Raw genomic sequence first — 20,368 nt, 5'->3', positions numbered from 1 at the left:
ACTACTTCGGCTCTTCCATCAACTTCGGAACTTGGAAGGTGCCGGCCTTGATCTCCGCCCGCTTGGCTTCCATCGCGGCCTCCGCCTCGGCAGGCGCCACGCCCTTGACGAAGACGATATCGCTGCCGCCTTCCTTCATCAGGCCGTAAGACGTGTAGTTCCTCCCGACTGGTTTGTCGGCAGCGACATCGGCGATCGCGGCATTGAGGATCGGGCGGAAATACCACATGGCGTTGGCAAACACCGTATCCGGATAACGCGGCGTGTAATCGACCAGCGAGCCGACCGACTTGATGCCGCGTTCCTTGGCAGCGTCGGCCGTGCCGATGCGCTCGCCGAACAGGATGTCGGCGCCGGCGTCGATCTGGGCAAGACCGGCTTCACGGGCCTTCGGCGGATCGAAAAAGGTGCCGATGAACGAGACGAGGTGCTTGGCATTGGGGTTGACCGCCTTGACGCCCGCGGCAAAGGCGTTGATCAGCATATTGACCTCGGGGATCGGAATGGCGCCGACCGAACCGACGATGTTCGACTTGGTCATCTTGCCCGCCAGCATGCCGGCGAGATAGGCGCCGTCATGGTTCCAGGTGCCGAAGACGCCAAAATTGTCGCCGGCCTGCTCGCCGCTTGAACCCAGCACGAAAGCGGTATCGGGATAATCGGCCGCGACCTGCCGCGCCTCCTTTTCCACCGCATAGGCCTCGCCGATAATCAGCTTGTTGCCCTGTTCGGCATATTCACGCATGGCGCGGGGATAATCGGTGCCGGAGACGCCCTCGGAGAAGACATATTCGATGACGCCGTCCTTGGCCGCATCCTGGAGGGCCTTGTGCAGACAGGAGTTCCAGGCATTTTCAACCGGCGACGCATGGATGCCGGCAACTTTCAACGGCGCAGCAGCCCTTGCCAGCGGGGCGAAGCCGCTGACGCCAAGCGCAATGCCCGATGCGATGACTGCCCGGCGTGAAATCAGGATGTCTTTGGTCATTGATTGCTCCCCTTTTTTTACCATTTGGTTCAAAAATCATAGCAACGCCCAAAAATGTGTCAAGCAACGAATGAGCTTAAAAATCAGGCTGATCGGTCGCCACGACCTGGCTGAAAGAACGAGATATGGCAGGGCTGCACGCGCGCTGCCGCCGTGCTTCTCGGGCCGGGTTTGCAGGGCTTGGCGCGACGACTCCGGCAGGCTATGCATAGATCAATTGGGTTGGGGACATTGAAATGGGTGAAGAAGAAGACGCCTCGGGGCGGCCGATCGCGAGCCGGTCGTCGTCCTGGCCGGTCGCGCTCGTCCGTCGCCTTCTCGTGCTGTTCGTCCGGATCATGGTCGGCGCCCGAAGCGAGTGGCGGGGCTGTACGCCCGACCCCCGCCGCCGCATCTATTTCGCCAATCACAACAGCCATGTCGATACCGTTGCCGTCATGGCTGCGCTGCCGTGGCCGGTGCGGCGGCTGACCCACCCGGTCGCGGCGCGCGATTACTGGGGAACGAGCGCTTTTCGGCGTTTCATTGCCGAGAAAGGCCTGCGCGCCGTCCTGATAGACCGCAAGCCTCTGCCCGAGAGCAACCCGTTGGAGCCGGTCGAGCGCCTGCTCGAGGAGGGGCGCTCGGTCCTGATCTTCCCGGAAGGCACGAGAAGCGCCAGCGAGGAGATCGCCCCGTTCCGCAGCGGCATCTATCGCCTTGCCTGCCGTTTCCCCGATGTCGATCTCGTGCCGATCCATCTCGACAATCTTCAGCGCATCCTGCCGAAGGGAAGCTGGCTCATCGTGCCGATCACCTGCACGGCGCGCTTCGGCAAGCCGCTGCGCATCGAACCGGGCGAAGCAAAGGACGTGTTCCTGGCCCGCGCCCGTGCAGCAGTCATCGAGTTGGCGGACGGAAAGCACATCGCATGAGCAGCTTTTTCTCCATCGTGCTTGCCGCAATCCTCGGTCTGCTGGCGGTCGCCTCGGCCATCGGCTTCATCCTTCAGCGGCGCGCGACCGAGCCCGGATCCGTCGCGACCGTCCACAATCTCAATGCCCGAATCCGCTCCTGGTGGATCATGGTGGCAATATTCGGCGGTGCGATACTGCTCGGCGATACTGCGGTGGTCGTCCTCTTCGCATTCCTGTCCTTCATGGCGCTTCGCGAATTCTGGACGCTGACGCCATCGCGGCGCGGCGATCACCTGGCGCTGTTCCTGTCCTTCTTCGTCGTGCTGCCGGTGCACTATGTGCTACTCGGGACACTCTGGTACGGCCTCTTCGCGATCTTCATCCCGGTCTATGCCTTCCTGATCCTGCCAGCAGTGGCGACTTTGACAGGCGACGTCAACGAATTCCTGGCGCGCACCGCCAGGGTGCAATGGGGATTGATGCTGACAGTCTATTCGATCAGCCATGCTCCCGCACTTCTGATGCTGCAGACCGGCACGCCCTCGGCCCTTCTCCTGGTCTATCTCGTCATCGTCGTGCAGCTCAGCGACGTCTTCCAATATGTCTGGGGCAAGCTTCTCGGAAAACATCGTTTCTCGCCGAATATCAGCCCATCGAAAACGCTCGAAGGCCTCTTCGGCGGCGGCGCCTCGGCCATCCTTGTCGGAACGCTGCTCTATCGCCTGACGCCGTTCTCGCCGCTGCAGGCGGCGGCCGTCAGCACGGTCATCGTCGTCGCGGGCTTCTTCGGCGGCTTCGTACTCTCGGCGATCAAGCGCGACCTCAACGCCAAGGACTGGGGTTATGTCATCGAGGGTCACGGCGGCGTGCTCGACCGCTTGGACTCTATCACCTTCGCGGCGCCGCTGTTCTTCCACATCGTCCGCTACTGGTACACAACCTGAAGAGACGCACGTGGCCAATTTCTAAAGCCGGTCGATATTCTGGAGACTATCGAACAGCCGTTGCTGGACCTCGCGCTCCTGGCGGCTGATCGCCGTCATGAGCTTGCTCATCGTTCCTCGCAGGCCGTGGAGCTGGTCGACCAGGTTCATGACGACGTCGACGCCGGCCTCGTTGACACCCATATTGCCGATGAGATCGAGGATGAGCTGGGCACGGGCGACGTCAACTTCGCGAAACTGCCGCCCTCCGCTCGACGTCTCCGGGATCAGCCAGCCGTGTTCGATCCAGAAATCGAGCTGGACGACATCGATTTTCAAGTAAAGACGGAATTCGAGATCATCCATGATCAGGCCTCCATGTTCTTTCTCGGATCGTATGGATGTGCGGCCGCCCATTCCTCCACCAGAGACGTGAGCCGCTCGTCGGGGCGGTCGGGCAATACGATCTTCAGGGTGACGTAGACGTCGCCGTGTCCACCGCCGCGTTTCGGAGCACCCTTGCCTTTGAGACGCAGTACTTTGCCGGTGTTGGAATGCGGCGGCAGCGTCAGGCTGACCGGTCCGGACGGCGTCGGTGCCCGAACCTTGCCGCCGAGCACGGCTTCGCTGAGCGAAATCGGCAGTTCCAGGCGGATGTCGTCACCGTCACGCGTGAAGAAGCGATGGGGCCGCACGCGAATCTCGATCAGCGCATCGCCCGTTGGCCCACCGCCAATGCCCGGTTCACCCTTGCCGCGCAGCCGCAAGGTTTGGCCGTCGCGGGTTCCCGGCGGGATCTGCACCTCGAGCGCGGGGCCATTGGGAAACTTGATCTCGGTCTTGGCGCCGTTGACGGCCTCGAGAAAATCGACCTCCATGGAGAACCGCCGATCCTGACCCTGGCTGCGCGACCGGCCACCGCCGGTGCGGCGCGAAAAGAAGCTCGCAAAGATGTCATCGGCGTCGCCGAAATCGGCGAAGCCGGCGCTGTTGTGATAGGGATCGTTGGGACCGCTGGCCGCGGCATAATCGCGATAATAGTTGCGCTGGGCCCGCTCGGCGCCCGACATATCGATCTCGCCGCGGTCGAAGCGGCCGCGCTTTTCCTCATCGCTCAAAATCTCGTAGGCGGTCGAAATTTCCTTGAACCTGTCCTCGGCGTGTTTGTCGCCGGGGTTGAGGTCGGGGTGAAGTTTCTTGGCGAGTTTGCGGAAGGCGCTTTGAATATCCTTCTGCGTCGCATCTCGCTTCACGCCCAGAAGCTCATAAGGATCCTGGCTCATGCATATCTCCGGTCGGGCAGTGAATACTGCTGGTTGGGTTGGGATTGATATAGGTTGCCGGGCCGCCGCAGGGGAGGGGATGCCAAGCGTCAAAATCCCGTCATGCCATGATCGGCGGAGGCTCGCCAGGATCAGAGCGAAACGACGTCTTCTGTTTGAGCCGCAGAATCTTCTCCGGCATGATCGAGGCGCCGGTCGATGAGAACCGAGCACCCTGCATGGCGCACGACCTTCTCGACGATCGAGGAGAAGACATAGTCGGTGATATCGGGCACGTGGGATGACAGCAGGATGAGATCGGCTGCTCTCTCCCTTGCGGCCGAGACGAGCAGCGAGGCGGCAACGCCGATGCGAACTTCGATCATCGCCGGGATGTCCAGCTCCTTGCACAGCGACGCAAGTTTCCGTTCGGCGTCGATAATGGCAGCCGTCTCGAATTCCTCGGGGACACCGGTCAGGTGGTGGCGCGGGATATTCTCGATGACATGCATGACGACGATCGTTCCGCCTTCATCCACCAGCGCCGCAGCCCGGCGCAGCAGACGGTTGGCCGTCTGTCTCGAGCCCATGCCGATGCAGCAGATGATCGTGCGATACATTGAGATCAATATCCTCGAATGCGAGTCATTTGCCTGATCATAAGGCTATCCACAGCGCCTGCTTTGACTAAAGTCAAGCCGGACTGCCGCCGGCATATTGGCAACCATCGGCCGCCTCAAGACGAGAATTCAGCCGCATTGTCGCAGTTGACGACCGCCCGATCGGCGGTAACTCTCATGCGGGTGCCGTCACAACATCGAGGTTTCAGATGCCGAGCTTTGCCATTATCGGAGCGGGCGCAATGGGAAGCGCGGTCGCCAAACGATTGATCGAGCATGGCGCTACGGTGCTGACTTGCCTCGATGGCCGAAGCGAGCAGACGATCGTGCGAGCCAAGACAACCGGCATGGTGCCGGTCGGCCGCCAAGAGCTGACCGAAGCCGAGCTGATCCTGTCGATCGTTCCGCCAGCTGAGGCACTCAGAGTCGCCGAACTGGTTGCCGACATATCGGCGAGGACGCCGGCGCCGCCCTTCATCGACCTCAATGCAATTGCACCGAAGACAATGCAGGCGCTTGCAGCCCGGTTCGACGGCATCGGCGTGACGGTGCTGGACGGCGCTATCATCGGAGGGCCGCCGGTTGCCGGAAAATCAGGTCCGACCCTTTATGTCAGCGGCGACGGCGCGGAGCGAAGCAGACTGCTCGAAGATTACGGCTTACGGGTCCGCAGGCTGGACGGACCGCTCGGCGCAGCTTCGGCGCTGAAAATGTGTTATGCCGGCATCAACAAGGGATTTATCGGCCTTGGCGCTGCCATGCTGCTTGCCGCATCGCGCTCGGGCGCGGCTGAGAGCCTGAAGGCCGAGCTCTCCGAAAGCCTTCCCGATTTCGACCGCAAGCTGTCGAAATCCATTCCAGACATGTATCCCAAGGCCTATCGTTGGGTTGCCGAAATGCAGGAGATTGCCGATTTCCTCGGAGAGGGCGATCCGGCGGCAACCATCTTCCGCGGCATGGCGGATGTTTTCTCCAGGTTGGCGGAGGATGTGGAAGGCAGCCGCGCCCTCGTCGCACAGCTGGACCAGATCCTTCGCTCCCAGCAAGCCTCTGGCGCGATGGTCATGCCATAGCTCATCGCCGGCCGTTGGCGTGCAGCCGGTCGAAGCCGCGCCTATATCTTTGCGAAGTCCTCGACCTGCGCCCTGATCGCGACCTCGGTCGGCAAGCGTTCCATCGAGCTTGCCCCGTAAAAGCCGTTGCAGCCCTTGCAGCGGGCGAGCACATGGGCCGCATCCGCGGGCATGGCGATTGGCCCGCCGTGGCAGAGCACGATGACGTCGTTGCGCACCGATCTTGCGGCATCCGACCACGCGTTGATCTTTTCCACGCAGCCGTCGAGCGTCAGCGCCGTTTCGGCGCCGATCGCGCCCCCGGTGGTCAGGCCGAGATGGCAGACAACGATGTCGGCGCCGGCCTTGGTCATGGCCACGGCGTCGTCGCTGCTGAAGACGTAAGGGGTCGTCAGCATGTCCTTGGCGTGGGCGCGGGCGATGATGTCGATTTCCAGATCGAAGCCCATGCCGGTCTCTTCGAGATTGGCGCGGAAGGTGCCGTCGATCAGCCCGATGGTCGGGAAATTCTGAATGCCGGCAAAACCCGTTGCCCTCAATTCGTCGAGGAAGTGATCGGGAAGCATGAAGGGGTCGGTGCCGTTGACGCCGGCAAGCACCGGCGTATGGCGCACAACCGGCAGCACCTCGCGGCCCATCTCCTTGACGATCTCATTGGCATTGCCATAGGCCAGCAGGCCGGCCAGCGAGCCGCGCCCGGCCATGCGGTAACGGCCGGAATTGTAGATCACGATCAGGTCGATGCCGCCGGCTTCCTCGCTCTTGGCGGAAAGGCCGGTGCCGGCGCCACCGCCGATGATCGGCCGGCCCTCGGCGATCTTCCGTCGAAGCTTGGTCAATATGTCGTTTCTATCGATACGGGTCAAAACTCTCTCCTCAGGCATGGATCTCATGGAAGCCGGCGACGAGTGCGACGGCAAATTCCGGGCTGTTGATATGGGCATCGACCTCGACGAGGCGCCTGTTCGGCGCGTCGTGCCAGCCGGTCCGGATGGCGGAAAACAGTGCCGCGTCGGCTTCGGGATCGTGGAACGGCTGACCGGCGGCGTCGATTGCCGAAACGCCCTGAAGCGGCAGCAGGAAACGAACCGGCCCCTGCATCCGGTTGAGCCGGTCGACGATGAAGGCGCCGATCCTGCTGTTCTCTTCCGGCGTGGTTCGCATCAGTGTCACCTGCGCGTTGTGGATGTGGAGCCTGCGGTCGCGGAAGGCTGCCGGCACCGTTTCCCGCGCGCCGAAATTCACCATGTCGACGGCACCGACCGAGCCGACATAGGGCAGGCCGGTGCGGACGATGGCACCGAAGCGATCCTCGGTCGCCGGAAAAACACCGCCGACAAGGAGATCGGGAACCTCCGTCGTCGTCACGTCGATCACGCCCTGCAGCAGACCGGAATCGGCAAGCTTCTCCATCGACTGGCCGCCGACGCCGGTGGCATGGAAGACGTAGATTTCATGCGTCTCGCCGAGCATCTCGCGAACCTGGGTGACGCAGGAAGTGGTGACGCCGAACATGGTCATGCCGATGCCCGGCCGGTCATCCGCCGAGGCGGGAATGGGGTTGCGGACCATGCCGGCCGCCGCATTGGCGGCATTGCCGATCACCTTGCGCGAGATGGCATTCAGGCCGGCGACGTCGACGACCGAATACATCATGGTGAGGTCGTTCGGCCCGACATAGGGCGCGACATTGCCTGAGGCGACCGTCGAGACCATCAGTTTCGGCACCCCGATCGGCAGTGCCCGCATCGCCTCCGTGACCAGTGCGGTATTGCCGGTTCCGCCAAGACCGAGCACGGCACCGATGTCGCCACGCGAATTGAGAAAAGCCGTCAACGCCTTGGCCATGGCCGAAACCGCTGTCCCCCGGTCCGTTTGTCCAAGGACGGCCGCCGCACCGGCGGGATGAAATTGGGCGACTACGCGCACCTTGATATCGGCGTCCGCGCCGTCCCCCAGCGTGCCGACATCGACCAGCACCGCATCGGCTCCGGCCGAAAGAACCACCTCCTTGGCATAGTTCAATTCAGCGCCCTTGGTGTCGCAGGTACCGACGATATAGACCTTTCCCATTGTTTTTCCTCCTCTTTTCGATCAATTTTCACATACTTCGATAAAGTTCCTGCTTTTTGTATTTTCCATATTGTATATTATTTCGCATATTGCATACTTAAATCATGAACGCCAGACGGAAACAGAAATCATGAACGCACCTCGCCACCTCACCCTTCGTGAACGGATCTACGAGGAGATCGTTCGCCTGATCGTCTCCGGCGAACTGCCGAGCGGCGTCTCGATCGATGAGAAGGAATTGACGGAGCGCCTGCAGGTCAGCCGCACGCCGTTCCGCGAGGCCATAGGAACGCTTGCCAAGGAAGGACTGATCGAGATCAGGCCGTATCGCGGCTTCTTCGTGCGCAGCTTCACGCCGAAGGAGATCGACGACCTCTATATTCTGCGCAAAACTCTCGAATGCTTCGCCGTCGAGCTCGCCGTTCCGGAGATGAGCGACCGGCATATCGCAAACTTCGAGCGCATCCTGGATGAGGCGGTGGCGGCACTGCGCCGCGGCGACATGGCGACCTATGGCATCCGCGACAAGGAATTTCACGAGACCATCGCCGACCTTTCGGGAAGCGCGCCGCTGGTCGAAACGCTGGCGCGGCTCGCGCTGCAGATCCAGATCTGCCGCTCGATCGCCAATGAGAGTCGTGACCTGGCCGAAAGGGCCGCCGAGGAGCGCGATCAGATCCTGCAGGCTTTCCGGGCGCGCGACATCGCCGGCGCCAAGGCGCTGATGCACGCGCATATCAGCGACGTCCAGCAGGCCGTCATGGCGCGCTTTCAGAAAGAAAATCCGGCGCGTTAGCCGGGTGAATGAAGGAGAGGGAGGTCTCCTTTCAACGAGCGGAAAACGTGGCCAAGGAGCGGCCCGGAGGAGGGAACAATGCTGAAATTTCTGGCCCGGACAACGGCACTGGCGGCGATGATCGCCGTAAGCTTGCCGGCGCATGCCGAGACCCTGAAAATGTGGGGTCCGGAGCAGATCACCGAACCGCTGGTCGCGCAGCTCTGGAACGGCATCAAGGCCGATTTCGAGAAGGCCAATCCCGGTGTAACGGTTGAATTCATGCCGCCGACCGGCACGATCAGCAACGGCGCGGTGCAGGCGGCGATCCAGTCGGATGCCGGGCCTGACGTAATCCTCACCAATTCCGGTATCGGCCGCATCAGCGTCGTCAAAAACGCCAAGCAGGTCGTGCCGCTCACCGAACAATATGAAAAGCGCGGCTGGAAGGATGAGATCTATCCCTGGCTCTACACCGAGCTGAAGGGCCAGTTCGGCGGGGAAATCTACGAGGTTCCGGATGGGCTCGATGCTCTCGGCATCTGGTATCACAAAGATCTCTTCGCGCAGGCGGGCTGGACAATGCCGGCGACGTGGGCCGAGTTCGAAACGCTGATGAAGGCGATCGAAGAAACCGGGCTGCAGCCGATCGCCATCGGTCCGCGCACACCGGGCAGCGCCGGCCACCTCTTCGGCAACCTACTGCAATCGGCGAGCGGCAAGGAAGTGATCGGCAAGGCGCTGCGCCGCGAGATCGCTTTCGACGACCCATCGGTCGCCGCCGGCGCCGTCCGGCTGCAGAAGCTGATCGAGGCGGGCTATATCAAGAAGGAAATGGCAGGCCTCGATCTCGACGGCGCCTCGCGCCTCTGGTTCAACAAGCGTGCGGCCATGTTCGTTGCCGGTCCCTGGTTCACCGCCAATGCCCGCAAGGCCGGCTACGACCTCGCCAACGCCGGTTATGCGCCCATGCCTTCTGACATCAAGGGTGCTGATATCCCCACCGGCGGCGTCGGCTGGAGCTGGCTCGTTCCGGTCAACTCAAAGCAGCCGGAGCTTGCGATGAAGTGGATCGACTTCATGCTTTCGGATGCCGTGATGAAGAAGCGCGCGCAGGATCCGGCAAGCACGATGATCTATCCGCGCGAAATTCCCGGTGTCGAGCCGCCGACCCCCGTGCTGAAGGACATCTTCGCGGCTGCCGCAGGCGGCGTCGGCTACAATCCGAGCGTCTATCTGCCAGGCCCCGTGCTCGACACCTACTTCCAGGTCATTCAGGGCCTGATCTCCGGCCAGATCGGCGGCGAGGACGGCATGAAGCAGATCCAGGCGAAGATGGCAGAGGCGAAATAGTGGTCATCCCAGAAACGCCCGGCGGCAAGGTCGTGGCTCCTCTCAGCACCGTCCCCGCCATGGCGGGACATACGGGTGGCACATCCGCCCGTATGTCCAAACGCCGGGTAGCCGGGTCCGGCTCAGCCGATGGCGATGCCGGCACCGCATTCTGGCTGATGGCGCCGGCGCTCACCCTTTATGCCGTCTTCACGCTGCTGCCGATCGCCGCCACCTTCTGGCTGAGCTTCAACAGTTCCGCCGGCTTCAATACCTCCGCGAGCTTCGTCGGCCTCGACAATTACGCCAAGGCGGCGCAGGATCCGATCGTCTGGAAGAGCCTCGTCCATACCTTCCTCTGGCTGGCCTATCATGTGGTGATGGCCGGCGGCCTCGGTCTGCTGCTGGCGCTTGCCGTCAGCAGACTGAGAGTGACACAAGTCTTCTTCCGCACCGCTTTCTTCCTGCCGCATCTGGTGTCGCTCGCCGTCGTCGGCGTCATCTGGGCCAATATCTACGACCCGTTTTTCGGCCTGCTGAACACGGCCCTGACGCGGATCGGGCTCGGCGCGTTCACGCGAGGATGGCTTTCCGATCCCGCTTTGGTGCTGTTCTCCGTCAATGTCGCAAGCTCGTGGCAGGGCTTCGGCCTCTACATGCTGCTCTTCATCGCCGGCCTGCAGAATATCGACCACTCGCTTTACGACGCGGCGGAAGTGGACGGCGCCAACGCCTTCCAGAAGCTGATCTATGTCACGCTGCCGGGGCTTCACGAGGTGACCACCTTCGTCGTCTCGCTGGCGATGATCAATGGCCTGAAAGGCTTCGCCACGGTCTTCGTCATGACCAATGGCGGCCCGTTCTATCAGAGCGAACTGATCACCACCTACATCTACCGGCTTGCCTTCCAGTCCCAGGATCACGGGCTTGCGGCGGTGCTCTGCATCCTGCTCAGCCTGCTTGCGATCGCCATCACCATCGTCTTCAACCGCTGGCGCGCGAGGCTTTCCCAATGAGTGTGCGCAATCGCGAATGGCCGGTGGCGCTGGCGCTAACCCCGGTCCTGATTCTGATCCTCGCTCCCTTCGTCTGGCTGGTGATCTCGAGCTTCAAGACAGAGGCCGAGATTGGCCAGGCCGATCCCTTCACCTGGCCCGCCGACCTGATGTGGCGGAATTATCTCGACGCCTGGCAGATCGGCGGCTTCGGGGACCTCGTCGGCAACAGCCTCATCAACCTCGTCGGCGTCGTCGCCTTGTCGCTCATCACCTGCGCGCCGGCCGGCTATGCGCTTGCCAAGATCCGATTTCCCGGCCGGGAATGGCTGTTCTACGCCTTCATCCTCGGGCTCACCGTGCCGGTCCAGGCGATCGTCATCCCGCTCTACCAGGTGCTCTTCGGACTGAATCTCGTCAACACGCTTGCTGGTATCGTGCTGGTGCAGGTCAGCAACGGCATTCCCTTCGGCATCTTCCTGATGCGGAGCTTCTTCATCGGCGTGCCGGACGATCTGATCGAGGCCGCCAAGATCGACGGCGCTTCGCATTTCCAGATCCTCACCAAGGTCTTTCTGCCGATCTCGACACCCGCGGTGCAAGCGCTCGTCATCATCAGCGCGCTTTCCACCTGGAACGATTTCTTCCTGCCGCTGATCGTGCTGATCAGCCCCGAGGTACAGACGCTGCCGCTCGGGCTGGTCCGTTTCGCCAGCACCTATGCCTCCGATTATCGCCTGGTCTTCTCGGGCACCGTCATTTCGTTCCTGCCGATCATTCTTCTCTACATCCTGATGCAGCGCCGCTTCACCGAGGGGCTGACGCAGGGGGCAATCAAGGGCTGACCATGTCGCATCACGTCCAGCGGGAAATCCGCTACAATTTCGAATTCGACCATCGCATCAAGGCCTGCTTCATCGGCGCCGGCGGCCATGCCTATCGCAATGTCTATCCGGCGCTGCGATATGCGCCGGTGGAACTTGCCGGCATCTGCGATCTCGATCTCGGCCGCGCCGAGAAATTCGCAAAACTCTTCGGCGCCGGCAAGGCCTATACCGATCATCGCGAGATGCTGGAGCGAGAAAAGCCGGAGCTGGTCTTTCTCGTCACCGCCTATCATCCCGATGGCCGGGTCCAGGCGACCGATCTGGCGCTCGACGCCCTTGCAGCGGGCGCGCACGTCTGGATGGAAAAACCGACAGCGGCAAGCATCGACGATATCGAAATGCTGCAGGCGGCAAGTGCGGCGGCCGGCCGCATGGTGATGACCGGTCTCAAGAAGACCTTCTTTCCGACGATCGAGAAACTCAAGGATCTGATCGGCTCGCCGGGTTTCGGCAGGCTGACCTCGATCAATGTCCGTTATCCCCAGAGCCTGCCGAGGCCGGAAGACCGCGCCGATCTCGTCAAGATGCAGAGCTTTCTCGACCATATCTACCATCCAGGCGCGATCCTCAATTTCCTCGGCGGCGAGATAGAGCGTGCCAGTTATGAGTGGGAGCCGTTGGCCGGGGCAAGCGTCACCAGCCTGCGCTTCCGCTCCGGCGCGATCGGAACGCTGCACCTCGCCGCCGGCCAGTCGGGCGGCAGCATCTTCGAGCGCGTGGAGATCATCGGCGAAGGCGCCAACGCCATCATCGAAAACGGCAGCCGTCTGACGTATTTCCGCAAGGCGGACCTGCCGTCCTATGGCCGCGCCGCAAGCTTCATCCAGCCGGACGAGAATGCCGCTTTGCTCTATGAGCCTGAGCATTCGCTCGGCCAGCTCTATAACAACAATCTCTTTTATCTCGGCTATGTGCCCGAGATCCTGCATCTGACGGATGCGATCCTTGCCGGCACCCAGATATCAAGGGGCACGCTCGAAATCGCCCGCGAGATCATGAAGCTCTTCGAATTCTACAGACGCACGAATGCCGGCGTCACCACCAATCTCTGACAGGGAGGGACAGCCTTGAGCGATACCGATGTGATTTTCAGGAAAGCTGGCGGTGAATTCATGCCGACCAGTTGGGGCGAACTCAACTGGAAGATCACCGGCGACGGCACGCCCGGCGCCGAGATGACCTTCGGTACCTGTCGCATCAATCCCGGCGAACGCAACCAGCTGCATTCGCACCCCGACTGCGAGGAGATCCTCTACGTCGTTTCCGGCAGTTGCGAACACAAGCTCGGCGATGCGCTTTATCGGCTCGAACCTGGCGATGCGATCCGCATTCCCCGCAATATCCGTCACTGGGCGCGCGCGCTCGGCACCGAACCGCTCTTCGCGCTGATCATGTTCTCCTCCGGTACCCGGACGGCGGTCAATCATGAAGGCGAGGGTGCGGCCTGAATCGGCAGATTTTCATCAACCTTGCCAAGGCTCTGACGATTGCGTGAAGCCGCTCCGATAGCTGTGACAAAACCTCATCGCCTCTGCTATGTCAGGAAAAATGCGACGACCCAACCGGCGTCGCACTCTGTCTGATCAATGCCAGGAGTTTAAAAGATGAGCGGTACCTCCGACTATATCCCCCCGAAGGTCTGGACCTGGAACAAGGCGAATGGCGGCCAATTCGCCAACATCAATCGCCCGATCGCAGGACCGACACATGAGAAGGAGCTTCCGATCGGCCGCCACCCGCTGCAGCTCTATTCGCTCGGAACGCCGAACGGCCAGAAGGTCACGATCATGCTCGAGGAACTGCTGGCGCTCGGTCATGGCGGTGCGGAGTATGACGCCTGGCTGATCAGGATCGGCGAGGGCGACCAGTTCGGCAGCGGCTTCGTCGCCGTCAATCCCAACTCCAAGATCCCGGCGCTGATGGACCGCAGCGGCCCGAAGCCGGTCCGCGTCTTCGAATCCGGCGCCATCCTCACCTATCTCGCCGAGAAGTTCGGCGCCTTCCTGCCGACCGAGCCGAGTGAGCGTGCCGAATGCCTGTCATGGCTGTTCTGGCAAATGGGAAGCGCGCCCTATCTCGGCGGCGGCTTCGGCCATTTCTACGCCTATGCACCAACCAAGATCGAATATGCGATCGACCGCTTCGCGATGGAGGTGAAGCGTCAGCTCGACGTGCTCGATCACCGTCTTGCCGAAAGCGAATATGTGGCAGGCAGTCAATACACGATCGCCGATATTGCCATCTGGCCGTGGTACGGCGGCTTGGTGAAGGGCTGGAGCTACGAGGCCGCGGAATTCCTGCAAGTCGGGGACTATAAAAACGTGTTGCGCTGGGCCGACAATATCTATAGCCGGCCCGCGGTGCAGCGCGGCCGGATGGTCAACCGCCTCTCCGGCGACCCGTCGAGCCAGTTGCACGAGCGCCACGACGCCAGCGATTTCGAGACCAAGACGCAGGACAAGCTGGCGGCTGCCGAATAAGCAAGCCGTGCCAGCTGGTTGTTTCAGCAATAAATCAGGCTCCGCCGCCCCTACGGCGGCGGAGCATTGCGAGCTGCCCGAACTCAGTTCTTGACCGTGTCTTCCAGGAAGAAGCGGCCGAGCGGGTTCTGGTGGAAGTTCTCGATATTCTTGCGCGAGACGTTGATGTAGGGGCTGTAATAGAGGTCGATCCAGTTGACGTCGTCCTTGGCCATCTTCTGCAGATCGACATACATCTCTTCGCGTTTCTTCGGGTCGAGTTCGAGACGCGCCTTGGCGACCAGCTCCTTCACCGCCTCATTCTTGTAGTTGGTCATGTAATTATTGTTCGAATCGTGGCCGAGAACAAAGGTTGTCTTCTGGTCCGGATCGAGGATGTCGTTCGTCCAATAGTTGACGGAGATGTCGTAGTCGCCCGCAACCGTCATGTCCCATTCCTGGCTCGGGTCGACCTTTTGCAGGTTGGCGGTAATGCCGGCCTTCTGCAACTGCTGCTGGACCAGCACGGCCGTCTGTTCGTCGACCTCGTCACCGGCGCGGATCAGATAATTGAGCGTCAGGTCGGAAGCGCCAGCAGCAAGCAGCATCTCCTTTGCTTTTTCAGGATCGTAGGGCCGCTGCAAATTATCGGCGAAATAATAAAGCGCGCCTTTCGGAATGTAAGAGTTGGCAACCGTGCCCTGGCGGAAGGTGACGGCGTCGACGATCGCCTTCTTGTCGATCGCCAAGTCGAGCGCCTGGCGGACTTCTTTCTTGGCGAGCGCGCCATGCGCATGGTTGATCAGAAGATGATCCTCGCGAGTGGAGGAATCGATGTCGACGTTGAGGCTTGTATCCTTCTTCAGCTCCTCGACCCGGGAAAACGGTACAAAGATCGCCGCATCCAGCTCGCCGGCCTGGACGTTGAGCATCCGGGTATTGTCGTCGGGCACGGAGATCCACTCGACGCCGTCGAGCTTGACTAGGTCGGCCTGCCAGAAGTTTGGGTTCTTCTTAAGGATAATGCGGTCGCCACGCCGCCATTCCTCGACGGTGAAGGCGCCGGATGCGACCGGCTTTTCGGCATAGGTATCGGCGCCCAGCGCTTCCATGCCCGCCTTCGAAATGACGGAAGCGTTCGGCAGCGCCAGCGTCGACAGGAACGGCGCCGACGGATTCTTGAGCTTGATCGTCAGCGTATGCGCGTCGGTCGCAGCCGCCGTGTCGATCACCTTGTAGGAATCGCTCCAGAGCGAGGCCGGGTCGTCGCGGATGCGCAGCAGGCTGTAGGCCGCGTCTTCCGCCGTCAGCGGCGAACCGTCCGAGAATTTCGCATCGCGGATCTTGAAGGTGTAGGTCAGCCCGTCATCGGAGGCGGTCCAGCTTTCGGCAAGGCCCGGCTCCAGCTTGGTGCCTGTCTTGTCGACGCGGATCAGCACATCGTAGACGTTCGAGAACACCCAGTTGTCGATGTTCTGCGCCGTCTTGATCGGATCGAATGTCGTCGAATCCTCGCGGCGGCCGATGGTGAGCACACCGGCGGCTTCGGCATAGCTTGCACTCAATGTCAGGCCAGCGAGCATGGCGGCAAGCCCGATTGATTTCCACCTGTTTGGCATCAGTTCGTTCCCTTCTTTGTTATGGCATGCGTCTGATGGATATGGATTGCGCCTCGTCCCTGCGGCCGGTGCCCTTGCAGCAGCGGCTTGTCAGGATCGATGTCGGGAATGGCAGCGATCAGCGCCGCGGTATAGGCATGCTTCGGCCGCGCGAAGACCTCGTCGGAGCGGCCCTCCTCGACGATCTCTCCGCGATACATCACGACGACGCGTTCGCAGAGATTGCGCACGATCGCCAGATCATGGGCGATGAAGACCAGCGTCAGGTTCATCTTCGCGGTGAGCTGGCGGAAAAGCTCGATGATCTGCGCCTGGATGGTGACGTCGAGGGCCGCCACGCATTCGTCGGCGATAATCAGCTTCGGTTCGACGGCAAGCGCGCGGGCGATGCCGGCGCGCTGGCACTGACCGCCGCTCATGCTGCGCGGCTTGCGCTCAGCGAATTCGCGCTCGAGGCCGACGAGATCGAGCAGTTCGCCGATGCGCGCCGGAATATCGGCCTTGGCGACCTTGCCCTGCACCTTCAGCACCTCGGCCAGCATCTGCCCGATCGTCAGCCGGGGATTGAGGGCATTATAGGGGTCCTGGAACACCATCGCCGTTTCGCGCCTGAGCTTTGCCAGGCCAGCGCTTTTCTGCAGCGTGAGATCGACACCGTCGAAGGTGACATGACCCGAGGAAAGTGGCGTGAGACCGAGCACGGCGCGGGCAAGCGTGCTTTTGCCGCTGCCGGATTCGCCGACGATGCCGACCGTCTCGCCCGGCATGATCTGCAGGCTGACGCCGGCAACGGCGCTGACCGTCTTGGCGCCACCCTTGACCAGGCTGCCACCGGCTCTGAAACGCACGTGCAGATCATCGATTTCGAGCAAGGGTCTCGCCGGCGCGCGTGCCTCGGCGATCTCGAGCGCCGGCGCCGGCATCCCGCCTGATATCGACGGGTGGCTGTCGATCAGGTTGATCGTATAGGGATGTTGCGGCTGTGCGAGGATCGTCCGCTTCGGCCCCTCTTCGATGAGCTTGCCGCCACGCATTACGGCGATGCGGTCGCAGGTCTGGGCGACGATGCCGAGATCGTGAGTGATGAGAATGATCGACAGGCCGCGGCGGTCGCGAATATCGATCAGCAGCCGCAGGATCTGCGCCTGAATGGTGACGTCGAGCGCCGTCGTCGGTTCGTCGGCGATCAGGATTTTCGGATTGCAGGACAGGGCAACACCGATCATCGCCCGCTGGCGCATGCCGCCGGAAAATTCATGCGGATAGCTGTCGTACTGCCGGCCGGGGTCGGGAAAGCCGACCTGCGCGAGAATTTCCAACGCCGCGGCGCGAGCTTCGTGGGCACCAAGGCCCTGATGATAGCGGATGCCCTCGGCGATCTGATTGCCGATCCGCATGACCGGATCGAGATGGCTGGTCGGGTTCTGGAAGATCATGCCGATCTCACCGCCGCGCACCTTCAGCATCTCAACGTCATGGATCCGCGTCAGGTCGCGTCCTTCCAGCAGCATGGAACCGCTCTCGATCTTCAGCAGCGAGGAGGGCAAGAGGCGCACCAGCGAGCGGCAGAACAGGCTCTTGCCCGAGCCGCTCTCGCCGACGAGACCGAGAATTTCGCCGCGACCGAGATCGAGCGAGACTGCATCAAGCAGCGTGCGCGGGCCGGAATCGAGATGCGCTCTGACGGTGAGATCGCGAACGGAGAGCACAGGACCGCTCATTCATGCACTCCCAGCAATTCGCCGAGCGCATCGCCCAGCATGCTGAAGCCGAAGGCAAGGCAGACGATGGAGAGGCCGGGAAACAGCGTGATCCACCAGGCGGTGGTGATGAAGCTCTGCCCCTCCGCGACCATGACGCCCCATTCGGCGATCGGCGGCTGGACGCCGAGGCCGAGATAGCTGACGGCCGCACCGCTCAGCAGCACCAGAGTCGCATCGGACATGGAAAAGACGATCGAGCCGGCAATCGCGTTCGGCAGCAGGTGCCGGAACATGATACGCCTGCGGCTGAAGCCGAGGCTGACGGCGGCCACTGCGTAATCGCTGCTCTTCAGCACCAGCATCTGCGCCCGGATCAGCCGCGCATAGGAGACCCAGCCGACCAGCGCCATGGCGATGTAGAAGCTGCCGAGTCCTGGGCCGAGGATCGCGATAATCGACAGCATCAGCACGAGAAAGGGAAAGGCAAGAATGATATCGACCAGACGCATGAACAGTGCATCGACGATTCCACCGAAGAAGCCGGAGATGGTGCCGACCGTCGTGCCGATCAGGAACGGGAAGACGACGCCGATCAGCGCCATCTGCAGATCGACGCGCGCACCCCAGATGACGCGGGAGAGGATGTCACGGCCGAAATTGTCGGTGCCGAAGGGGTGAAGCAGCGAAGGCGCCTGCAGGCGCACCTCGGCATTCTGCATGATCGGGTCATAGGGCGCGAGAAGAGGCGCGCCAAGCGCCAGCAGGATGAAGAACAACAGCACGCCGGCGCCGACGGCAAACATCGGCCGCCGGCCGAGGAGGAGGCGGCCAGGGGACGCGGGTGTTGTCACCTCGACGCTCATAGCTTCACCCTCGGATCGACGGCAACGGTGACGATATCGGCGATGAAGTTGATCAGCACGGTGGCGCAGGCAAAGACCATCGCGACGCCCTGCACCACCATATAGTCACGCGAGAAGATCGCCCTGACGAGGAGCTGGCCCATGCCGGGCAGCGCGAAGACGCTCTCGACCACAACCGTGCCGCCGATCAGCCAGCCGATGTTGACGGCAAGCAGGTTGATCGTCGGCACCAGCGAATTCGGCAGCACGTGCCGCCAGAAGACGATGCCTTCGGGCATGCCGCGGGCGCGCGCCGCCGTCGCGACATCTGATTTCAGCGACTCGATCATCGCGGCGCGCAGGCTGCGCGTCAAAACGGTCGAGAGCGACAGCGCCACCGTCAGGCTCGGCAGCACGAGATGCGCAAGTTTGTCGCCGAGCGTCGCGCCGTAGCCGGAAACCGGCAGCAGCCCGAGTTCGACGCTGAAGAGGATGATCAGCATCAGCCCCAACCAGAAGGGCGGAAAGCCGATGCCGAAGGTCGAGACGATGCGCACCGCATGGTCCGGCGCCCGGCCGGCATTGCGTGCGGCGATCGCCGCCATCGGCACAGCGATCAGCACCGACAGCACGACGCTTGCGGCGACGAGGGCAAGCGTCGGCTCGATGCGGGTGACGATCAGCTTCAGCACGTCGATCTTGTAGAGGATCGATTTGCCCATCTCGCCATTGGCGAGATTTTTGAGGAAATAGACATATTGCAGCCACATCGGCTGATCGAGACCGTATTGGGCACGGATGCTGGCAAGGGCAGCCGGTGTGGCGCGCGTACCGAGGATGTTGCGCGCCGGATCGCCGGGGATCAGCCGAACCAGAATGAAGGTGATGACGCTGATGCCGAAGATGACGGGCAGGAACTGAAGCGGTCGGGTCAGAACGAATTTATAGCGATACATGAGCACGGCCGCCCCTCTGTCCTCGTCCGGTTTGAGCCGCTTTCATTTTCATCAGGCTGCCTTGTGCCGGTCGAGGAAATCGAGAAGCGCCGGATAATAGTCCTGCGGGTTCTCATAGAAGGGCATGTGGCTGGCATTGGCGAACACCCGGAGCTCGGCATTCGGCAGCGCCAGCTTCATCCTGAGCGCGCAGGCGGGCGTCAGCTCGTCATGCTCTCCCGTGGTGATCAGCACGGGCAGCGTCAGCCGCGGCAGATCCGGGATGCGGTTCCAGTCCTTGAGGTTGCCGATGTAAAGAAACTCGTTCGGGCCCTGCATCGTCGCGTAAGGCGCCATGTTCCAGTCGTCGAGCGAACGGCGTATCGGCGCCGGCCATTCGGCCAGGCGGCAGACATGGCGGTAGTTGAGGATGGTGACGGCGGCGATATATTCCGGATGATCGTAGGTCCCCTGCGCCTCATGCTTCTGCATCATCGAGACTGTTTCCGGACCAAGCGCTGCCCGCAGCCGTTCCAGTTCCGAGATCAGATGCGGCATGTCGGCGACGGTATCCTCGAGGATCAGCGTCTTGAGGTTTTCGGGGTAGGTCAAGGCATAATCGATCGCCAGCCACCCGCCCCAGGAATGGCCGAGCATGTGGACCTTTCCGAGTCCGAGCGTCTTGCGCACCGTTTCGGTCTCCTCGACATAGCGGCCGATCGTCCAGAGCGAGAGATCGTCCGGCCGATCGGAGGCGCCGGTGCCGAGCTGGTCGAAGGCGACGACGCGGTAGCCCTTGTCGATCAGGCAGGAGTGCGCCTCGCGCAGGTAATCGCAGGGCAGACCGGGACCGCCGTTCAGGCAGAACACCGTCTCGTTGCCGGTCCCGAAGCTATAGGCGACGACGCGATAGCCACCGGCATCGATCTCAAATCGCGCGTCCGGCTGTATTTCACGCCACATTGATTGCTCCAGCAGAAAATACC

General features: G+C 62.0%; 21 protein-coding genes. 10 read left to right on the top strand and 11 right to left on the bottom strand.

What is annotated here, in order from left to right; translation table 11 throughout:
• Window position 1 precedes the first annotated feature (1 nt).
• Entirely contained in the window at window positions 2–988 is a 987-nt protein-coding gene (locus HJC04_RS26910) for a BMP family protein (protein WP_221147514.1), read from the bottom strand.
• A 236-nt stretch (window positions 989–1,224) separates the two neighbouring features.
• Between HJC04_RS26910 and HJC04_RS26905 the strand changes: the two genes are divergently transcribed.
• Both HJC04_RS26905 and HJC04_RS26900 read left to right on the top strand, forming a co-directional pair.
• Entirely contained in the window at window positions 1,225–1,902 is a 678-nt protein-coding gene (locus HJC04_RS26905) for a 1-acyl-sn-glycerol-3-phosphate acyltransferase (RefSeq protein WP_247241822.1), read from the top strand.
• On the top strand, window positions 1,899–2,828 hold the full coding sequence (locus HJC04_RS26900; RefSeq protein ID WP_210633579.1) for a phosphatidate cytidylyltransferase: 930 nt from the start codon (window positions 1,899–1,901) through the stop codon (window positions 2,826–2,828). The genes HJC04_RS26905 and HJC04_RS26900 overlap by 4 nt, the downstream gene beginning before the upstream one ends.
• Before the next feature lie 21 nt (window positions 2,829–2,849).
• On the opposite strand, the gene HJC04_RS26895 is transcribed toward HJC04_RS26900, so the two are convergent.
• From HJC04_RS26895 to HJC04_RS26885, 3 genes are all read right to left on the bottom strand, one after another.
• Window positions 2,850–3,173, bottom strand: a complete 324-nt coding sequence (locus HJC04_RS26895; protein ID WP_210633578.1) for a chaperone modulator CbpM — start codon at window positions 3,171–3,173, stop codon at window positions 2,850–2,852.
• Between the two features lie 2 nt (window positions 3,174–3,175).
• Complete coding sequence (locus HJC04_RS26890; protein WP_221124348.1) at window positions 3,176–4,090, bottom strand: DnaJ C-terminal domain-containing protein; 915 nt, start codon at window positions 4,088–4,090, stop codon at window positions 3,176–3,178.
• Between the two features lie 131 nt (window positions 4,091–4,221).
• Window positions 4,222–4,689, bottom strand: coding sequence for a universal stress protein (locus tag HJC04_RS26885; protein WP_210633576.1), 468 nt, complete (start codon window positions 4,687–4,689; stop codon window positions 4,222–4,224).
• Window positions 4,690–4,898: 209 nt separating this feature from the next.
• Between HJC04_RS26885 and HJC04_RS26880 the strand changes: the two genes are divergently transcribed.
• A complete protein-coding gene (locus HJC04_RS26880) occupies window positions 4,899–5,762 on the top strand; it encodes an NAD(P)-dependent oxidoreductase (RefSeq protein ID WP_221124349.1) in 864 nt (287 codons plus the stop codon).
• A gap of 41 nt (window positions 5,763–5,803) precedes the next feature.
• Here HJC04_RS26880 and HJC04_RS26875 read toward each other — a convergent pair whose 3' ends face one another.
• Both HJC04_RS26875 and HJC04_RS26870 read right to left on the bottom strand, forming a co-directional pair.
• Window positions 5,804–6,646 (bottom strand): phosphoenolpyruvate hydrolase family protein, encoded by an 843-nt coding sequence (locus tag HJC04_RS26875; RefSeq protein ID WP_409078123.1) that lies wholly within the window; start codon window positions 6,644–6,646, stop codon window positions 5,804–5,806.
• Window positions 6,639–7,835, bottom strand: a complete 1,197-nt coding sequence (locus tag HJC04_RS26870; RefSeq protein ID WP_210633573.1) for a Tm-1-like ATP-binding domain-containing protein — start codon at window positions 7,833–7,835, stop codon at window positions 6,639–6,641. The genes HJC04_RS26875 and HJC04_RS26870 overlap by 8 nt, the downstream gene beginning before the upstream one ends.
• Before the next feature lie 130 nt (window positions 7,836–7,965).
• Between HJC04_RS26870 and HJC04_RS26865 the strand changes: the two genes are divergently transcribed.
• The 7 genes from HJC04_RS26865 to yghU all read left to right on the top strand — a co-directional run bounded on the left by HJC04_RS26865 (window position 7,966) and on the right by yghU (window position 14,304).
• Window positions 7,966–8,631, top strand: coding sequence for a GntR family transcriptional regulator (locus tag HJC04_RS26865; RefSeq protein ID WP_221147512.1), 666 nt, complete (start codon window positions 7,966–7,968; stop codon window positions 8,629–8,631).
• 78 nt (window positions 8,632–8,709) lie between these two features.
• A complete protein-coding gene (locus HJC04_RS26860) occupies window positions 8,710–9,963 on the top strand; it encodes an extracellular solute-binding protein (RefSeq protein WP_221147511.1) in 1,254 nt (417 codons plus the stop codon).
• 59 nt (window positions 9,964–10,022) lie between these two features.
• Entirely contained in the window at window positions 10,023–10,958 is a 936-nt protein-coding gene (locus HJC04_RS26855; RefSeq protein WP_221147570.1) for a carbohydrate ABC transporter permease, read from the top strand.
• Window positions 10,955–11,782 carry a carbohydrate ABC transporter permease gene (locus tag HJC04_RS26850; RefSeq protein WP_221147510.1) on the top strand — a complete coding sequence of 276 codons (828 nt, stop codon included), beginning with the start codon at window positions 10,955–10,957 and terminating at the stop codon, window positions 11,780–11,782. Before HJC04_RS26855 ends, HJC04_RS26850 begins: the two co-directional genes overlap by 4 nt.
• Window positions 11,783–11,784: 2 nt before the next feature.
• Window positions 11,785–12,876 (top strand): Gfo/Idh/MocA family protein, encoded by a 1,092-nt coding sequence (locus HJC04_RS26845; protein WP_221124355.1) that lies wholly within the window; start codon window positions 11,785–11,787, stop codon window positions 12,874–12,876.
• A gap of 15 nt (window positions 12,877–12,891) precedes the next feature.
• On the top strand, window positions 12,892–13,272 hold the full coding sequence (locus tag HJC04_RS26840) for a cupin domain-containing protein (protein WP_210633568.1): 381 nt from the start codon (window positions 12,892–12,894) through the stop codon (window positions 13,270–13,272).
• Between the two features lie 156 nt (window positions 13,273–13,428).
• The gene (gene yghU, locus HJC04_RS26835) at window positions 13,429–14,304 is read left to right on the top strand and encodes a glutathione-dependent disulfide-bond oxidoreductase (protein WP_210633567.1); all 876 of its coding nucleotides are present in this window, start codon (window positions 13,429–13,431) and stop codon (window positions 14,302–14,304) included.
• An 83-nt stretch (window positions 14,305–14,387) separates the two neighbouring features.
• On the opposite strand, the gene HJC04_RS26830 is transcribed toward yghU, so the two are convergent.
• From HJC04_RS26830 to HJC04_RS26810, 5 genes are read right to left on the bottom strand one after another with little or no spacing between them, the layout of a single operon-like run.
• Window positions 14,388–15,902: an ABC transporter substrate-binding protein gene (locus tag HJC04_RS26830; protein ID WP_221147509.1), complete on the bottom strand. Its 1,515-nt coding sequence runs from the start codon at window positions 15,900–15,902 to the stop codon at window positions 14,388–14,390.
• Window positions 15,902–17,623, bottom strand: coding sequence for a dipeptide ABC transporter ATP-binding protein (locus HJC04_RS26825; RefSeq protein WP_409078122.1), 1,722 nt, complete (start codon window positions 17,621–17,623; stop codon window positions 15,902–15,904). The genes HJC04_RS26830 and HJC04_RS26825 overlap by 1 nt, the downstream gene beginning before the upstream one ends.
• On the bottom strand, window positions 17,620–18,468 hold the full coding sequence (locus tag HJC04_RS26820; protein ID WP_221147508.1) for an ABC transporter permease: 849 nt from the start codon (window positions 18,466–18,468) through the stop codon (window positions 17,620–17,622). Before HJC04_RS26820 ends, HJC04_RS26825 begins: the two co-directional genes overlap by 4 nt.
• A complete protein-coding gene (locus tag HJC04_RS26815) occupies window positions 18,465–19,403 on the bottom strand; it encodes an ABC transporter permease (protein ID WP_210633564.1) in 939 nt (312 codons plus the stop codon). The genes HJC04_RS26820 and HJC04_RS26815 overlap by 4 nt, the downstream gene beginning before the upstream one ends.
• Window positions 19,404–19,454: 51 nt before the next feature.
• The gene (locus HJC04_RS26810) at window positions 19,455–20,345 is read right to left on the bottom strand and encodes a proline iminopeptidase-family hydrolase (RefSeq protein ID WP_210633563.1); all 891 of its coding nucleotides are present in this window, start codon (window positions 20,343–20,345) and stop codon (window positions 19,455–19,457) included.
• Window positions 20,346–20,368 lie beyond the last annotated feature (23 nt).

It is taken from the genome of Rhizobium sp. NLR8a (assembly GCF_019685235.1).
Taxonomy (GTDB): domain Bacteria; phylum Pseudomonadota; class Alphaproteobacteria; order Rhizobiales; family Rhizobiaceae; genus Rhizobium.
This window is presented reverse-complemented; position numbering and strand designations above follow the sequence as displayed.

Excerpts from the sequence above, each read along its gene's own strand:
- HJC04_RS26910 (WP_221147514.1), bottom strand. The coding sequence starts at position 988 with ATGACCAAAGACATCCTGATTTCACGCCGGGCAGTCATCGCATCGGGC.
- HJC04_RS26905 (WP_247241822.1), top strand. The coding sequence starts at position 1,225 with ATGGGTGAAGAAGAAGACGCCTCGGGGCGGCCGATCGCGAGCCGGTCG.
- HJC04_RS26900 (WP_210633579.1), top strand. The coding sequence starts at position 1,899 with ATGAGCAGCTTTTTCTCCATCGTGCTTGCCGCAATCCTCGGTCTGCTG.
- HJC04_RS26895 (WP_210633578.1), bottom strand. The coding sequence starts at position 3,173 with ATGGATGATCTCGAATTCCGTCTTTACTTGAAAATCGATGTCGTCCAG.
- HJC04_RS26890 (WP_221124348.1), bottom strand. The coding sequence starts at position 4,090 with ATGAGCCAGGATCCTTATGAGCTTCTGGGCGTGAAGCGAGATGCGACG.
- HJC04_RS26885 (WP_210633576.1), bottom strand. The coding sequence starts at position 4,689 with ATGTATCGCACGATCATCTGCTGCATCGGCATGGGCTCGAGACAGACG.
- HJC04_RS26880 (WP_221124349.1), top strand. The coding sequence starts at position 4,899 with ATGCCGAGCTTTGCCATTATCGGAGCGGGCGCAATGGGAAGCGCGGTC.
- HJC04_RS26875 (WP_409078123.1), bottom strand. The coding sequence starts at position 6,646 with ATGCCTGAGGAGAGAGTTTTGACCCGTATCGATAGAAACGACATATTG.
- HJC04_RS26870 (WP_210633573.1), bottom strand. The coding sequence starts at position 7,835 with ATGGGAAAGGTCTATATCGTCGGTACCTGCGACACCAAGGGCGCTGAA.
- HJC04_RS26865 (WP_221147512.1), top strand. The coding sequence starts at position 7,966 with ATGAACGCACCTCGCCACCTCACCCTTCGTGAACGGATCTACGAGGAG.
- HJC04_RS26860 (WP_221147511.1), top strand. The coding sequence starts at position 8,710 with ATGCTGAAATTTCTGGCCCGGACAACGGCACTGGCGGCGATGATCGCC.
- HJC04_RS26855 (WP_221147570.1), top strand. The coding sequence starts at position 10,023 with ATGGCGGGACATACGGGTGGCACATCCGCCCGTATGTCCAAACGCCGG.
- HJC04_RS26850 (WP_221147510.1), top strand. The coding sequence starts at position 10,955 with ATGAGTGTGCGCAATCGCGAATGGCCGGTGGCGCTGGCGCTAACCCCG.
- HJC04_RS26845 (WP_221124355.1), top strand. The coding sequence starts at position 11,785 with ATGTCGCATCACGTCCAGCGGGAAATCCGCTACAATTTCGAATTCGAC.
- yghU (WP_210633567.1), top strand. The coding sequence starts at position 13,429 with ATGAGCGGTACCTCCGACTATATCCCCCCGAAGGTCTGGACCTGGAAC.
- HJC04_RS26830 (WP_221147509.1), bottom strand. The coding sequence starts at position 15,902 with ATGCCAAACAGGTGGAAATCAATCGGGCTTGCCGCCATGCTCGCTGGC.
- HJC04_RS26825 (WP_409078122.1), bottom strand. The coding sequence starts at position 17,623 with ATGAGCGGTCCTGTGCTCTCCGTTCGCGATCTCACCGTCAGAGCGCAT.
- HJC04_RS26820 (WP_221147508.1), bottom strand. The coding sequence starts at position 18,468 with ATGAGCGTCGAGGTGACAACACCCGCGTCCCCTGGCCGCCTCCTCCTC.
- HJC04_RS26815 (WP_210633564.1), bottom strand. The coding sequence starts at position 19,403 with ATGTATCGCTATAAATTCGTTCTGACCCGACCGCTTCAGTTCCTGCCC.
- HJC04_RS26810 (WP_210633563.1), bottom strand. The coding sequence starts at position 20,345 with ATGTGGCGTGAAATACAGCCGGACGCGCGATTTGAGATCGATGCCGGT.